Genomic DNA, 14,207 nt, shown 5'->3' on the forward strand with positions numbered 1-14,207 from the left:
GATCCGCGACGAGGGTGTGGTGGATGCCTGTGGCATGCTACACTCCGCCCGTGCGCCAAGCGGCCCCCCTCCTCGCTCCGCTCCTCGCGCTCGCGTGCGCGAGCGCCCATCCGCCCTCCAGCGCGAAGTCTACGAAAAACCCCCCCACGCCCGCCCGGGCCGACAAACCCGCGCCCGCGCCCAGGCCCCCCGCTTTCACGATGACGAAGGCGATGGTCCCCATGCGTGACGGGGTGAAGCTCGAGACGGTGATCTTCTCGCCCGTCGACGCGAAGAAGCCATTGCCCGTGCTCTTCCTGCGCTCGCCTTATGGCATCCCCGAGGACACCTCTGTCCTGGAAAACCCCGGGACAGACGCGCTCCGCGCGGACGGCTACATCTATGCGGTCCAGAACTGCCGCGGGCGCTTCGGCTCCGAGGGGACGTTCGTCATCGACCCGCCGCCGCACGACCCGGCCGACCCGCGCGGCGTGGACGACGCCACCGACGCGCACGACTCCATCGAATGGTTCGTGAAGAACGTGCCGGGCAACAATGGCCGCGTGGGGATGATGGGCACCTCGTACGGCGCCTGGACGGCCACCATGGCCCTGCTCGAGCCGCACCCCGCATTGCGGGTGATCGTCGAGGAGGCCTCTCCCGCAGACGAGTTCACCGGCGACGACTTCCGCCACAACGGCGCATTCCGGCTGGCCTACGGCTTCGAGTACGTCGCCAGGATGGAGACGAGCAAGGACGCGAACACGGTCTTCTCGTACGGCCGCTCCGATCTCTACGATTTTTTTCTCGACCTCGGGCCGCTCGCCAACGTCGACACGCGCCATTTTCACGGCAAGATGCCGACCTGGAACGATTTCGTCGCGCACCCGAACCTGGACGCGTTCCTCGAGCGGCGCGCGATCGTGTCGCACCTGCGCAAGGCGACGATCCCCATCCTCAACGTCGCGGGCTGGTGGGATCAGGAGGATTTTTACGGGCCCTTCGGCATCTACGCGACGCTGGAGAAGAGCGACGCCGCGCGCAAGAACCACCTCGTCGTGGGCCCCTGGAACCACGGCGGATGGGGCAGCCCCGGGCGCAAGCTCGGAGCCGTGGATTTCGGCAGCGACACCGGCGTGCATTACCGGGACAAAATCGTGGTCCCCTGGCTCGCCCACTGGCTCCACGACAAACCCACCGAGGACCAGCCCGAGGCGACGATCTTCGAGACCGGCACGAACCGCTGGCGCACCTTCGATCGCTGGCCGCCCGAGGCCGGCGTCACCAAGAAAAAGCTCTACCTGCGCGCGGACCGGGCCTTGTCGTTCGAGCCGCCCACGGAGACGGGCCGGGGCGCCGCCGACAGCTACGTCTCCGATCCGCAGAACCCGGTGCCCTTTGTCCCTCGCCCGATCCAGCCGCTTCACACGGGCAGCCAGTGGGGGACGTGGATGGTGCAGGACCAGCGCTTCGTCGATCACCGGCCCGATGTGCTGAGCTTCTCGACGGGCCCGCTCGACGCAGATCTCACGGTGGCCGGCGATATCGTCGCCGAGCTCTTCGCGTCGACGTCGGGCACGGACAGCGATTGGATCGTGAAGCTCATCGACGTCTACCCGGAGGGCGATCCGCCCCCGCCCGAGGCGCAGGGGGACGGTGAAAAACCCGCCGAGCCGGCCGCCGACATGCGCGGCTATCAGCTCATGGTCGCGAGCAGGGTTTTGCGCGGGCGCTTCCGCGACAGCTTCGCCAAGCCCGCGCCCATCCCGTCCGGCAAGGTGCTGCGTTATGCCATCGACCTCGAGACCCGCGCCCACACGTTCCGCAAAGGGCACCGGATCATGGTGCAGGTGCAGAGCACCTGGTTCCCGGTCATCGATCGCAATCCGCAGCGTTACGTGGAAAGCATCTTCGCGGCGAAGGAGTCCGATTACGTGGCCGCCACCCAGACGATCGCGCGCTCGCGCGAGGCGCCCTCGGCGATCGTCCTGCCGGTCCTGTCGCCGTGACGCTTTCCGTGCCGGCGCGCTGCGGCTCTTACGTAGGAAACGCGCTGAAGCCGATTACGTCAACTCGAAGGGGACCGGGTCACAAAAGGCTTGACAGCTGCGGAACCGTTCGGGTGTCCTATCCCCCGATTCTACCCTACCGTTTCGCTGGCGACTTTGGAAGGGACGCGCCCCATGACCACTTTGCCCAAAGGCCCCACCAACAACATCCTGGTGAACATACAGGGGATCATGGACCCGATCGGCTACACGCTGCGCTTGCGGGAGCGCTACGGCGATCCGATGTCGTGCCCGAAGATGAACGGCAAACCGGTGCTGGCCACCGGCAGCGTGGAGGGTCTGCGCTCCGTATTCGCAGTGCCGCCGGAGGCCCTCGACCAGATGCTGGCCGAGAGCTTCACCGCGGCGATGGGAGAGTCGTCGCTGTTCGTGCTCTCGGGCGCGCGGCACACGGCCATGCGCAAGCTGCTCATGCCACCATTTCACGGGCAGCGCATGCGCCTGTATGGGAAGCAGATCTGCGACCTGGCCTTGCAGCACTCCCGCGACTTGAAGCCGGGCCAAGAGCTGGTGGCGCAGGACCTCATGCACGCGATCTCGCTGCAGACGATCATCCACCTCGTCTTCGGAGTCACTGCACCGGCGGAGGTGGCGCGCCTGGAGAAGCTGCTCGAGGAGCTGCGCAAGAGCTTCTCACTCGGCTTCAACATCACCCTCATAATTCCCTGGCTGCGCCGCGAATTCGGGGGCTTCGGCCCGTGGGCGCGCAGGCAACGCGCGGCCCAGGACCTGCGCAACTTCCTCGATCCGGAGCTCGCCCGCCGCCGCGCCGAGCCCGCCGAGCGCACCGATATCCTGAGTCTGCTCCTGGAAGCCCGTCAGGAAGACGGGACGGCGCTCAACGACCAGCAGATCTTCGAGCAGCTACACACCCTGCTCTTCGCGGGGCACACCACGACCGCGGCCGCGCTCACCTGGGTGCTCTATTTTCTCGGACACGCGCCAGCCGTGTTGCGCCGGCTGCAGGACGAACTGACGGCGCTGGGCGCGGATCCGGAGCCCGAGGCGCTGGCCAAGGCGCCGTATCTGGAAGCGGTGTGCAACGAGACGCTGCGCCTGCGCCCGCCCAGCCCGGGGGTGGGACGCAAGCTGAATACGCCGATGCAGATCGCGGGCTACGATTTGCCAGCCGGCTCAGGTGTGTTCGCGCAAATCATCTGGGCCCACCACAATCCCGCGGTATTTCCGGAGTCGGAGGTGTTTCGTCCCGAGCGATTCCTGGAGCGAACCTATTCCCCCTTCGAATTCCTGCCGTTTGGCGGCGGGAATCGGCGCTGCATCGGGGCCGCCTTTGCGCTGTACGAGATGAAGCTCGTCCTGGGCACGCTGCTCGGGCGCTACAGCTTCGAACTCGTGTCCAAGAAGCCGGTGCGGATGGGGCTGCAGGGTCTGCCCGGCTCTCCGGTGCGCGTGATCGTCCGTTGATTCCTGCCGCAGCGAATTCTACGTATCATCTCGGTATACGTCGTCAGCCCCCGCACCGCAGCGCCCCATTCCCGCTGGGCGCGGCGATTCCGATCCGAGCGTGACGTCCTCAAAATTGCCCGACCAGCGAGAGCCCGAATCGATTCTGGTCCACTGCGGGTATGATCGCTAGCGACGTGGGCAACGGAAGGCTCGATTTCGTCACGCTCGGCTTGGCCTCGACCTCCACCCTGGAGAACACCGCTGCATCGATGGCGGTGGCGCCGAGGTATCCGAGCCCTGTGCCGATGGCGAGGCTGTAGGCGAAGGTTGGGGGAAACATGGTTGCGACCTGGTTTTCGCCTACTCCGAGCTGCACCAGGAGCGGATTCACGGCGAAAATTCCAAAGATGGCACCTCCGATGAACATTCCGACGTCGAGGCCCATCGAGCGGAAGCCTTTGCCCACGTATCCGTGGGCCCAATGAATGATCGGGGCGCCGAGCGCCATACCCGCCAGACCGATGGGGGCCATCAAAACGCCGGGGGTGCCGTCCAGGGCCAGCCCGCCCCAGAAAAAGGCCGTCGAAGCGCCGCCGACGATCAGCGTTTGCCATCCGTACCACTTGCCCTCTTTCGGGGCCGCTGGCAATGCACTGGGCGGGGGCTTCGTGGCGGATGGCGCATCTCCTGCACTCGCGTGCGCAGAACCTGCGACCAGGGCGGCCGTGACGAACGCGGCAGGCATCGGAAAGCGTCGCCTCATGGCGGAGGGGCTGGCAATGCCCGTGCCAGGGAAGTGCTGGGTCGCGCAGGGATTCAGTTTGGCGTGAAGCCCTCCGCAAGCTGCTCGTTGGTCAGCGCAGCCACGTCGGTCGCGATGTCCTTCGACGCCGTCTGACGCTCGAGGATGTCGCCGTCTACGTCTCTCATCCGGACGCAGACGTGGTTGTTCAATCCCGCGACCGACCACACGCGCCCGTCGGGATGCACGAATGTCCGCCACGGCACGGGAGTCTGCCTCGCCGGAGCCTTCGTCCATCTCCGCTTTTTCCACGCGAACGGCGCGATGCGAATGCGCGCGTCGATTTCACCGCTCCACTCGCAGGCCACCCCCTCGGCGCGCAGGGCGTCGAGGACGGCGTTCGCGACGGCGGAGGCGCTCTCGTCCGTCCCGTCCAGCGCGCCGAACGTCAGAAGGAGGCCCTCGCCTTCGACGCCGCGCTCGACATCCTGGGCGTGGTAAAAGACCGCGCCGAGCACCTTTTTCTTCTTCGACCCGAGCGAGGCGATGCGCGCGTTGACCTCGGCCCATCCCATCGCCTGGGTTCCGCCGGCGTTCTGCATCGCCACGATACCGCTGCGATCGAGCCTCGTGAATGCCTCGTCGATGGCGTCGTTGGTGGTGCGGTCGGCCCACCGCTTTTCAAGCGCAAAGTCTTCGGTCCAGAGCGCCCGGCAGTAGGCGCGAAACGTGTTCGTGGCCGACGCCGCCACGACGTCCGGCGCGGCCTCGCTCGCGCACGCGAGGATGTAGTTGGTGCTGCCGTCCAGCGTCTTGAAGCGCTCCGCGGTGCCTCTCACCAAGATGCGCGCGCGGCGGAGGGCGGCCGCGTCGAGCTGGTGAGCATATTCTGCGGCGATACTCGCTGCCGTGTCCATCAGGCCGCGGAGTGTACCGAATTGATGCTATCGGGGGCAAGCGGCATCTTGCTCGCGCTCGATGACGCTCGCTTCGTGCGCCTCTACCATTTCACCGAGCTGCGCGCGCACGGTGATGCACTGGGCGTGGAGGCATTGGTTCATCATCGCTGCGGCACTCGCTGGTCTCTCGGAGCTCATGTTTCCATCTCCGAGCACTCAGGCGACGCTGACATCCGTGTTTTTCTTCGACACCATCGACCACGGGTGGCAAGTGAAACATCGTGTCGACCGCCTGCCTCCTGTGGGCACTCGGGGGCTCGCGCAGCGGGCGACCTGATCCGCCTGGGCCAGGGCGGGCGCACAAAAGTACTTGACATTCGCGAAATCCCTTGCGTTTCCTGGTCCTCGATACCGCTCCACGCATCCAGCGTTGGACCGGCAGCAGGGCACGCAGCAGGAAATCAACGGTTGCTAGAACGAGCAGACGGTTCCGGCTATTGTTAGGGTATCCCCCAGGCGGCGAGCCGTGGCGGAACGTGCATGAGCGCTCTCACAGAAGGCAGCATCATCGCCGGCCGATACCGGCTCGGTCGCCCGCTCGCGAAGGGCGGCATGGGCTCTGTCTTCTTCGCGGAGCATCTCCAGCTCCGCACCGGCGTGGCCATCAAGCTCATGGCGCCCGCGCTCGCCGCCTCCGCCGACGCGCGCGCGCGCTTCGAGCGTGAGGCGCAGGCGTCCGCGGTCATCAAGAGCCCGAACGTCGTGCAGGTGTACGACTACGGCGTGGAGGGCGACTGCCCGTACATCGTGATGGAGCTGCTCGACGGCGAGGACCTCGAGCACCGGCTCGTCCGCGTCGGGCGTCCCTCGCTCGCGGCCACGCTGGACATCGTGGAGCAGGTCTGCAAGGCCCTTCGCCGCGCGCACGAGCTCGGGCTCGTGCACCGCGATCTGAAGCCCGCGAACCTCTTCTTGTCGCGCCACGGCGACGAGGAGGAGCTCGTGAAGATCCTCGACTTCGGCATCGCGAAGGCGAACGGTCCGGTGCTCGCTGGAAACGCAACCAGGACGGGCACGCTGATCGGGTCGCCGCAATACATGAGCCCGGAGCAGGTGCGGCGCGGGAAAGAGGTCGATCCCCGCAGCGATCTGTGGTCGCTCGGCGTGATCGCCTACCGCTGCGTGACGGGCCGGTTGCCGTTCACCGGCGAAGAGATCGGCGATCTGCTCGTCGAGATCTGCACGGACCCGATCCCTGCCCCGTCGAGCATCGACGGCGCTCTCGGCCCCGAGGTGGACCGGTTCTTCGAGCGCGCGCTGACACGCGACGTCGGCAAGCGATTCCAGAGCGCGGGCGAGTTCGCCGAAGCGTTCGCGGCGGTGGTGAGGGGCGACGTGCCCGCACCGATGAGCACCTCGTCGCCGAATCACGCGCCCGGCCCGCCGCCGGAGCCCATCGCAGCCGTCGTCAGCCCGCCGGCGTCTGCTTCGGGGGCGGGCGGAACGCTCTCGCCCTCGGGGCTCAGCGTCGCGCAATCGCCGGCGAGCAAGCCGCGCACGATCGCGGTGGCGGTCGGCATCGCTCTCGCTGCCAGCCTCGCCGTCGGCCTCGGCGCGCTCGCGTGGTCGCGCTCCTCGGCCCCGAGCGCACCTGTTTCCAGTTCGGAAAGTGAAGGAAAACGTCCGGCGTCTTCCGAGCCCAGCCCCGCCGGAACCACGAGCGGCACGGCGTCCGCGAGCGGCACGGCGTCCGCGAGCGGCACGGCGTCCGCGAGCGCAACGGCGTCCGCGAGCGCCACGGCGGGGGGCGAAACGGCGCCGCCCGGAAGGCCCCTCAAGGGCGCGGTCCAGCCGAAAAAAGGGACCAAGACAGGCCATGATCCGCTCGACCATCAGTGAAGCCGTGCGCCGCGGGGCACGCTTCCGGCCAGCCGTGGCATGGGTGACCTGGGCGATCCTCACGGGTGCGGCCCCAGCGCGCGCCGAGCCCGTGAAATCGGATCCAGCGGCCGCAGAGGCGCTGTTCCGCGCGGGCCGCGACCTCGTCAAGAAGGGGGACTATGCAGCGGGCTGCCCCAAGTTCGAGGCCGCGCTCGAGCTGAACCCATCCGCCGGGACGATGCTCAACATCGCCAAATGCCACGAGCACGACGGCAAGCTCGCCACTGCGTGGGAGGACTACCACCGCGCGCGGACATTAAATCGCGAGACGGTGGGCAACGCGCGCAAGCGGGAGCTCGACGACATCGCAAACCAGGGAATCAAGGACCTGGAGCCGCGCCTGCCCAGGCTGCGGGTCGTCGTCGCCGCGCCTCCCGCCGGAATCGAAGTCTCGCGGGACGGCAAGGAATTGCCGAGCGCCGCGTGGGGGGAGGCGCTCCCCGTCGATCCGGGCAAACACGAGGTCCGCGCGCGGGCCCCGGGCCACAAGCCTCGGACGGCCTCTGTGACACTCGAAGAAGGCAAGACGAGTACTGTCGAGATCACGCTCGAGGTCGACACGACGCCGCCGCCCAAAAGCGGTGTCCCCATCTGGGCGTGGATCGCCGGCGGCGCCGGGCTCGCGCTCGTGGGCGTCAGCGCCTATTTCGTCTACGACGACCTGGCCGCGATCGACGCCCTGCATGAAAACTGCGACGTGAGCTACAATGGCACGTATTGCGCCTCGGGTTACGATTACCAGGCCGACAACAGGCGCAAGAACCTCGATTTTGGCCTCGCCGTGGGGCTCGGCGGCGCAGGCCTCCTGGCGGTTGGCGCCGCCGTTTATGGGATCGCGACAGCGCCTCGCTCAGGACCGGCCGAGCGGCAGGGCGTCGCGGTGATGCCCTGGGTCGCTCCCGGCTCCGCCGGAGCGTCGATTTCCGGGAGATTCTGATGGCTGCTTCGAATGGGTCTCTCCTGTGCGCCCTCGCCCTGGCCATGGGGCCGGCCGGTTGCATCGCCGACGTCGTGCCGAGCTCCTCGCTCGCGAGCTGCGCGGATCTGGCGGCCACGTGCGGGCCCAAGGGCGACGAGATATGCTGCGCGAACTCGCTCGTCACGGGCGGCGCGTACGAGCGCCTCGACCCGGAGCAGAACAAGTCGTATCAGGCCTCCGTGAGCGACTTTCGGCTGGATCGCTTCGAGGTGACGGTCGGGCGGTTTCGAAGGTTCGTGAGCGAGTATCCCGAGAATCTTCCTGCCGCGGGCGCGGGGGCTCATCCGATCATCGAGGGAAGCGGGTGGGACGCTTCATGGCCGTTACCGCCGAACCAGGCCGAGCTCATCGCTTCTTTGAAGTGCAACGAATACTACCAGACCTGGACGGACGAGCCCGGCGCCGGCGAACACAGGCCCATCAATTGCGTCAACTGGTATGTCGCGTTCGCCTTTTGCGCGTGGGACGGCGGTCGATTGCCGACCGAGGCCGAGTGGAACTACGCGGCGGCCCGCGGCAGCGAAGAGACGAATTACCCGTGGGGGAGCGCCGCGCCCGACGATGACCACGCGGTGTATTGCCCGAATTACTCGGAGATGGATCAGGGCTGTCCGACCGCGACGCTCGCCGACATCTCGGATGTCGGCTCCAGGTCTCCCGCGGGTGATGGGAAATGGGGACAATCCGACCTGGCCGGCAGCATGCGCGAGTGGACCCTGGACTACCACGACGTGTACCCGGACCAGTGCGACGATTGCGCGAACCTGACGAATACGATCGGGGGCCGCGAGGCGCGCGGCGGCGACTGGAACAACGACGCGGCGAGCCTGAGCTCGTTTCTTCGCATCGCCTACGACCCTGCGGGTCCGAAGAGCTGGGTCGGGTTTCGCTGCGCTCGCCGGCCGCGCTGAGGATCAGGGCGCGTTGCACATGATGATGTGCTCGACGGCGTCGATGAGGATCTGCTCCACCCGTGGTGCCCCGATGGCCGCGGCGTCGGTGAAGCGTTCGAGATCGAAGGGCGGCGGGTTGACCTCCAGATAGGCGAGGATCTGGAGCGGATACCCTTTCCAGCGGATCACGCAGAAGCCGACCACGTTGCGGCTCCCCGTGGCCCCGCGCAGGCCCAGGGCGAGCTCGATGCTCGGGGTGTCGTGTCCTTGATCGAGGAGGATCCGGGCGTCGTGCCCGGCCTGCCGGAGCTCGGCCGCGAACTCCTCCATCATCGGTCGGAGCAGATCGTCGCGGAGGGTCGCGAAGCTGCGGAGGAAATCGGCCTCGTCCGGCGTCCGCCCCTCGGCGATGCGCCGCGCGTAGCGCGCGGTGAGGCGTTCGAGGCGGAGGCGGTTGTGCTCTTTCATGCGGGCGTCGTCAGGGCGCGAGGATCAGCACCTTGGTCTGGCTCGGAGCGATGGTCATGCCCCGGGCGTTGGTGCGGTTTTGCATGGTGGGGCTCGTCAATCGCGTCACCGGCGCGCCCTTGATGAGCACCTTGCGGGCTCCCATCACGTGCCGCGAGGTGCTCATCACCGAGCGCGAGAGCACGCCCCCGTTGATGCCCGGGTTGTCCCCGTTGGTCATGGGCACCTTGGTGCGCATGTTGTGCGCCGGCGCGCACACGAACAGGACCTTGTAGACCGCCGAGACCGCCATGGGGTTGGCGGCGAAGTTGGGATAGGGGATCGGCGTGGGCCCCGGGGGCGTGAGGCATACGTCGGGAATCGCGAAGGCCATGCCCCCGCGCTGGGTGTTGGCAAACATGGGCTCCTCCTCAACCGATGTGGACCTGACCGCCGTCGATCTTGGTCAACTCTCCGCTCGTCACCAGGGTGGTTTGCGACTTGATGTTCACCGCAGCCTTGGCCGAGACCTCGTAATACCGGGCCCGGACCTGCTCCGACTCGGCGATGAAGCGATAGGCCCGCGCCACGCGCGACACCCACCGATCGGCCACCGACTCCACCGATCGGGCCACGGTCTTGACGTGATCGATCTTCGCGACCAACCGATCGCCGAGGTAGCTCATGGCCTCCACGGCCAGGGCCCCTTCCCGGGCGTGGACCCGCACCTTGCCCGAGGCCAGCGTGGTCTCGCCGGGCGTGGCCATGCACACGCCGCTCTGGGCGTGGATCGTCACCTTGCCCGCGGGCGCGCTCATTTCCAGGTCCCCCTCGGCCACGAGCCGCGTCGCCCCTCCGCCCTCGCGCTCCAGCACCGCGAGCACGTGGCAGCCCTCGTCGTGGAGGGCGAGGAGCACGAGGTCCCCGAGCACGGGCTCGACCAGGCAGCTCACCGCCCTCCGGGCCTCGTACTCGCCCGAGCCCACGCGCACCATGAGGCGTTTGCCCAGGATCGCGGTCACCGTGCCCACCTCCTGGGTGGCCAGGGTCTCGGTCCGCTGTCTCGCCAAGTTGTCTCGCATCGCTCGTCTCCGTATCTCGCAAGAGGCCTCTCAAGGAGACCAACGCTCTGCTTCCAAGAGCTCCTCGTCGTCGCCGAGGATCCCGGCCCGGCTCGTGAACACCGCTCCTTTGTCGCGCGTCTGGTGAAAGCGGGCGCGGAAGAGCTTGGCCTGCGACAGATCCGCTTCTTCCACGCCGGCGTGGGAGAAATCGGCGTAGCTGAGATCGGCGCCGCGGAGGCTCGCGAGCTTGCACGCGGCGCGCTGGAAATTGGCCTGGTAGAGGCAGGCGTCGGCGAAATTCGCGGCCTCGAGGCTCGCCTTCTGAAAGACCGCCTGCCGGGCGAAGAGGCCCTTGGCCGAGGCGCCGTCGAGCCGCGCCTCGGCGAACATCGCCCGCTCGGCGTTGGCGCCGTCGAGCTTCGCGCAGGCGAGCTTTGCGCCCTTGAAGTTGGTCTGCACGAGCTCGGCTCCACGCAGATCGCAGCCGCTGAGGTCGGCCTCGTCGAGCATGGTGAAGGACAGGTGCATCCCGGAGAGATCCTGCCCCCGGAGCTTGGCTCCGCTGAGCACCGAGAGATGCATCCTGGCCCCGCGCAAGCTGGCGCTGGAGAGGTCGGCCTCCATCAGGCAGCAGCGCTCGAGCTCGGCCTCGTCGAGGGCGACCTTTTCGAGCGTGGTGTCGACCACCGCGAAGCGATCGAGCTTGGCCTTGCGGAAGCTCGACTCGGCGGCGCGGCTCTTGACCACGGTGGCGATGCTCAGATCCGCGCCCTCGAAGGAGGCCCGGGTGAGATCGCAGTCGACGAACTTGGCGTCCACGAGATCGCTGCCCGGGAGCGCCGCGGCCTGCATGGCGCACTTGTAGAACGAGGTGTGGCGGGCCTTGACCCCGGTGAGATCGGCGCCGCCGAGATCGCAGGCGTTGAAGATCGACTCGCTGATCTTCGCGCCCGAAAGCTTCGCCCCCCGGAAGTTCACGCCCTCGAAGACCACACCCGAGAGATCGAGGCCGGCGAGATCGAGGCCGGCGAGATCGGCTCCGGCGATCATCTCGCCCTCGGCGATGGCCGCGATGAGCTCGTCGCGGATCATCCTTCTTTCCTCGTGAACACGACCTGATTCACCAGGGCTCCGGCGAAGCTCGTGCGGTCATCGCCGATCGTGTGAAGGAGGCTCGCGCCGAAGAGGTTGGCCTTCTCGAAGATCGCGCCCGGCACCTTGGCCTTGTCGAGGATGGCCTCCATGAGGTTGGCCTCGCGGAGATCGGCGTCGCTGAGATCGGCCTCGGCGAAGCGCGCCTCACGGGCAGCGACCTGCGTGAGGCGCGCGCCGCGGAGCATGGCCTCGCTGAAGTCCGCTCCCTCGGCCCGGGCTCTCTCGAAGTTGGCGCCGTCGAGGTTCACGCCGCTGAGGTTGGCCTCTTCGAGATCGGCCTCCGAGAAATCCGCGCCCGGCAGCGCCGAGGTGGCGATGATGCACACGCCGCGGGCCCGCGCTTCGCGGAACGAGGCTTTTTCTCCGGCGAAATCGAGGAAGCTCGTCCCTTCGAGGTGGGCGCCGTCGAAGTTCGCGAGGGCTCCCTTGCATTGCAGGAAGGTCGCCCCGCCGAGCTGGGCGCCGATGAAACGGGCCTCGGTGAGATCGAGCTCGAAAAACTGCACCTCGCGGGCGTCGGCGTCGGTGAAGTCGGCGCCGAACACCTGCGTCTCGAAGAACTCGGCGCCGGTGAGATCGGCCCCGGCGAGCTGGGCTCCATCGAGGCGCGCCTTGTAGAGGACCGCATCGCGGAGATTGGCGCCGGCGAAGCGCACGCCCGAGGCCTCGGTGAGGCCGAGGTTCGCACCCACCAGCTTGGTGTCCTCGAAGCGCGCGCCCTTCACGTTGGCGCGGGTGAGGACCGCGCCCGAGAGATCCGCGCCGGTGAAGTCGCAGTCCGAGAGATCCGCGCCTTCGAGCAGGGCTTCGCGGAGATCCGCCTCGGCGAAGCTGAGGCCTTTGAGATCGGCGCCGGTGAGATCACGCCGGGCGAGCGACTCGCCCGCGGCGAGCGCCGCCTCGACCTCGGCCCGCAGCGCGATCTTCTCGGCCTCCGAGAGCTGTGCGGCGGGCGGACACTGGTGGGCGTGGGCGCGGTAGGCTTCGAGCGACGAGGCCTCCATCTGCCGCAGCTCGTCGGCGAAGGCGGGATCGGCGATCTTGGCTTCGAGATCCGGCATCGGCGCCCCGCCTTTGCGCGCCGCCCCGGCGACCTCGCGCATCTGGGCGAGCTCGGCCTCGGCGCGGAACTTGGGCGGGCCTCCGCCCTCCTTTTCCGATCGCTTGACCAGGGCGTCGAAGTCGATGCCCTGCGCGGCGCAATCGCGGCGCGCCTTGGCCTCGGCCTCCTTGGCGCGGGCTTCGCCCTCGCTCTCCATGGCTCGGGCCTCGGCGTCGGCGCGGTCGATGTAGTCCGGCAGATCATCGAGCGAGGTGGGCGGCCGAGCGGCCGCGACGGGCCGTTTGGGAAGCGCCACCTCGGGGTCGATCCCGGCGGCGCGCAGCTCGTCGCGGGCTCGTTCGAGATCACGCTCCGCCCGCAGCTCGGCGCGTTTTTCGAGGATCTCCTCGTCATCGAGGAGATCGTCCATGTCGGTGCCGAGCTCTTCCTCGAAGAGCGGCGCGCTCGGATCCGGCGGGGGCAAGAGCTCGCGATCGCGGAGCGCGTTGACCGCGCCCTTCTCCTCGTCGAGGCGCGCGGCCAGGGCCTCGCGGTAATGCTCGATGGGCTTCGGCGTATCCGCTTTCTCCAAAGCGCCGAGGAGCACCGCCACGTCGCCGGCGTTGTTCTCGCCGACCTCGATGACCCCACGAAAGACGGCGATTCCGCGCTCCAGGTTGGGCAGGAGGATCAGGGTTTCGAGGCGCGTCGCCACCTCGCGCAGGGCCCCTTCGGCGATCACCGTCTCGGCCGTCTCGGCGCTGGAGACGAAGCAACGAGCGCGAAGCAAGGGGACCCGGCTCTCCATGCGGGTCTTCCTTCCGTGGAGGTTTTCGAGCGCAATGGCCTCGCCTCCCTGGAAGTACTCGCGGAGGCGCTGATCCGCGGGCGCCACCTGAAAGGCCTCGACATCGATGTCGCTGGCAAAGCCGGGGAACTCTTTCTCCAGCCAGGCCGTACCGTAGGTGCCGAGCTTTTCGATGCGGGCTTCGAGCGCCGGATCGAGGGCCCCGAAGCAGGCCGGCGGAGGCCGATCCCGGGGCGAGGTCATCAAGTGCCGGGGATCCTCGAGGTGAGGAAGCCGGTGCATCGAGCGGCCATTCTCCTCCACCGGGGAGAGGCCCATCCCGCGAGGATTCTGCGGATATGCGGCTCCGCCAAAGGCATTCTCCCAGGAGAGGGCCATCTCCACGAACGGCTCGGGATCGGTGGGCACGCCATTCCGCCACTGCCGGGCCCCGACCACGTAAATGGTCTTGTCCACCAGGGGTTTTTCCGCGGGGCCCAGCACGAGGCGCGCGGCGACGGCCGGGCCTGGCTTCCCCCCGGGAGCAAAGGCGCTTCCATAAAGAAGAACCTCGCCGCGGGGCTTGGGCATCCCCTCGTCGAGGATGGGCGGGGCGCTCGCGCCCTTGCCCATCTCCTCCGTCGCCTTTTGCCACAGGGCCACCTCCGGCAGGGGCAGCTCCGGGGCCTCCAGGGGGAAATACGCGAGCAGGCCGACGCTCAAATAGTGCTTCCCACGAAGGGTGAACACGCGCTGCAGGACCGAGAGGCGGCTGGGCTTGACGACACGCATGGCTCGAGAAC

At 67.9% G+C, this 14,207-nt stretch carries 12 protein-coding genes; 5 read left to right on the forward strand and 7 right to left on the reverse strand.

Annotation, left to right across the window (positions count from 1 at the left end; translation table 11 throughout):
- Window positions 1-50 precede the first annotated feature (50 nt).
- A complete protein-coding gene (locus QHF84_RS07135; protein WP_281312430.1) occupies window positions 51-1,988 on the forward strand; it encodes a CocE/NonD family hydrolase in 1,938 nt (645 codons plus the stop codon).
- A gap of 174 nt (window positions 1,989-2,162) precedes the next feature.
- Window positions 2,163-3,473 (forward strand): cytochrome P450, encoded by a 1,311-nt coding sequence (locus tag QHF84_RS07140; protein WP_281312431.1) that lies wholly within the window; start codon window positions 2,163-2,165, stop codon window positions 3,471-3,473.
- A gap of 109 nt (window positions 3,474-3,582) precedes the next feature.
- On the opposite strand, the gene QHF84_RS07145 is transcribed toward QHF84_RS07140, so the two are convergent.
- Window positions 3,583-4,200 carry a hypothetical protein gene (locus QHF84_RS07145; RefSeq protein ID WP_281312432.1) on the reverse strand — a complete coding sequence of 206 codons (618 nt, stop codon included), beginning with the start codon at window positions 4,198-4,200 and terminating at the stop codon, window positions 3,583-3,585.
- Window positions 4,201-4,271: 71 nt separating this feature from the next.
- Window positions 4,272-5,114: a hypothetical protein gene (locus QHF84_RS07150; RefSeq protein ID WP_281312433.1), complete on the reverse strand. Its 843-nt coding sequence runs from the start codon at window positions 5,112-5,114 to the stop codon at window positions 4,272-4,274.
- Window positions 5,115-5,636: 522 nt separating this feature from the next.
- Here QHF84_RS07150 and QHF84_RS07155 point away from each other — a divergent pair.
- The 3 genes from QHF84_RS07155 to QHF84_RS07165 are packed head-to-tail and all read left to right on the forward strand — an operon-like array spanning window position 5,637 to window position 8,927.
- On the forward strand, window positions 5,637-6,995 hold the full coding sequence (locus QHF84_RS07155; RefSeq protein WP_281312434.1) for a serine/threonine-protein kinase: 1,359 nt from the start codon (window positions 5,637-5,639) through the stop codon (window positions 6,993-6,995).
- The gene (locus QHF84_RS07160; protein ID WP_281312435.1) at window positions 6,973-7,974 is read left to right on the forward strand and encodes a PEGA domain-containing protein; all 1,002 of its coding nucleotides are present in this window, start codon (window positions 6,973-6,975) and stop codon (window positions 7,972-7,974) included. The genes QHF84_RS07155 and QHF84_RS07160 overlap by 23 nt, the downstream gene beginning before the upstream one ends.
- Window positions 7,974-8,927 carry an SUMF1/EgtB/PvdO family nonheme iron enzyme gene (locus tag QHF84_RS07165; RefSeq protein WP_281312436.1) on the forward strand — a complete coding sequence of 318 codons (954 nt, stop codon included), beginning with the start codon at window positions 7,974-7,976 and terminating at the stop codon, window positions 8,925-8,927. The genes QHF84_RS07160 and QHF84_RS07165 overlap by 1 nt, the downstream gene beginning before the upstream one ends.
- A gap of 3 nt (window positions 8,928-8,930) precedes the next feature.
- Here QHF84_RS07165 and QHF84_RS07170 read toward each other — a convergent pair whose 3' ends face one another.
- From QHF84_RS07170 to QHF84_RS07190, 5 genes are read right to left on the reverse strand one after another with little or no spacing between them, the layout of a single operon-like run.
- A complete protein-coding gene (locus QHF84_RS07170) occupies window positions 8,931-9,377 on the reverse strand; it encodes a hypothetical protein (RefSeq protein ID WP_281312437.1) in 447 nt (148 codons plus the stop codon).
- Window positions 9,378-9,387: 10 nt separating this feature from the next.
- Window positions 9,388-9,777: a DUF4150 domain-containing protein gene (locus tag QHF84_RS07175; RefSeq protein ID WP_271916038.1), complete on the reverse strand. Its 390-nt coding sequence runs from the start codon at window positions 9,775-9,777 to the stop codon at window positions 9,388-9,390.
- A 10-nt stretch (window positions 9,778-9,787) separates the two neighbouring features.
- Window positions 9,788-10,438 carry a DUF3540 domain-containing protein gene (locus QHF84_RS07180; RefSeq protein WP_281312438.1) on the reverse strand — a complete coding sequence of 217 codons (651 nt, stop codon included), beginning with the start codon at window positions 10,436-10,438 and terminating at the stop codon, window positions 9,788-9,790.
- Window positions 10,439-10,468: 30 nt separating this feature from the next.
- A complete protein-coding gene (locus QHF84_RS07185; RefSeq protein ID WP_281312439.1) occupies window positions 10,469-11,512 on the reverse strand; it encodes a pentapeptide repeat-containing protein in 1,044 nt (347 codons plus the stop codon).
- Window positions 11,509-14,196: a DUF2169 domain-containing protein gene (locus QHF84_RS07190; RefSeq protein ID WP_281312440.1), complete on the reverse strand. Its 2,688-nt coding sequence runs from the start codon at window positions 14,194-14,196 to the stop codon at window positions 11,509-11,511. Before QHF84_RS07190 ends, QHF84_RS07185 begins: the two co-directional genes overlap by 4 nt.
- Window positions 14,197-14,207 lie beyond the last annotated feature (11 nt).

It is taken from the genome of Polyangium sp. y55x31, assembly GCF_029946505.1.
In the GTDB taxonomy this organism is placed as follows: domain Bacteria; phylum Myxococcota_A; class Polyangia; order Polyangiales; family Polyangiaceae; genus Polyangium.

Excerpts from the sequence above, each read along its gene's own strand:
- QHF84_RS07190 (WP_281312440.1), bottom strand. The coding sequence starts at position 14,196 with ATGCGTGTCGTCAAGCCCAGCCGCCTCTCGGTCCTGCAGCGCGTGTTC.
- QHF84_RS07155 (WP_281312434.1), top strand. The coding sequence starts at position 5,637 with ATGAGCGCTCTCACAGAAGGCAGCATCATCGCCGGCCGATACCGGCTC.
- QHF84_RS07165 (WP_281312436.1), top strand. The coding sequence starts at position 7,974 with ATGGCTGCTTCGAATGGGTCTCTCCTGTGCGCCCTCGCCCTGGCCATG.
- QHF84_RS07150 (WP_281312433.1), bottom strand. The coding sequence starts at position 5,114 with ATGGACACGGCAGCGAGTATCGCCGCAGAATATGCTCACCAGCTCGAC.
- QHF84_RS07175 (WP_271916038.1), bottom strand. The coding sequence starts at position 9,777 with ATGTTTGCCAACACCCAGCGCGGGGGCATGGCCTTCGCGATTCCCGAC.
- QHF84_RS07170 (WP_281312437.1), bottom strand. The coding sequence starts at position 9,377 with ATGAAAGAGCACAACCGCCTCCGCCTCGAACGCCTCACCGCGCGCTAC.
- QHF84_RS07140 (WP_281312431.1), top strand. The coding sequence starts at position 2,163 with ATGACCACTTTGCCCAAAGGCCCCACCAACAACATCCTGGTGAACATA.
- QHF84_RS07145 (WP_281312432.1), bottom strand. The coding sequence starts at position 4,200 with ATGCCTGCCGCGTTCGTCACGGCCGCCCTGGTCGCAGGTTCTGCGCAC.
- QHF84_RS07160 (WP_281312435.1), top strand. The coding sequence starts at position 6,973 with ATGATCCGCTCGACCATCAGTGAAGCCGTGCGCCGCGGGGCACGCTTC.
- QHF84_RS07185 (WP_281312439.1), bottom strand. The coding sequence starts at position 11,512 with ATGATCCGCGACGAGCTCATCGCGGCCATCGCCGAGGGCGAGATGATC.
- QHF84_RS07180 (WP_281312438.1), bottom strand. The coding sequence starts at position 10,438 with ATGCGAGACAACTTGGCGAGACAGCGGACCGAGACCCTGGCCACCCAG.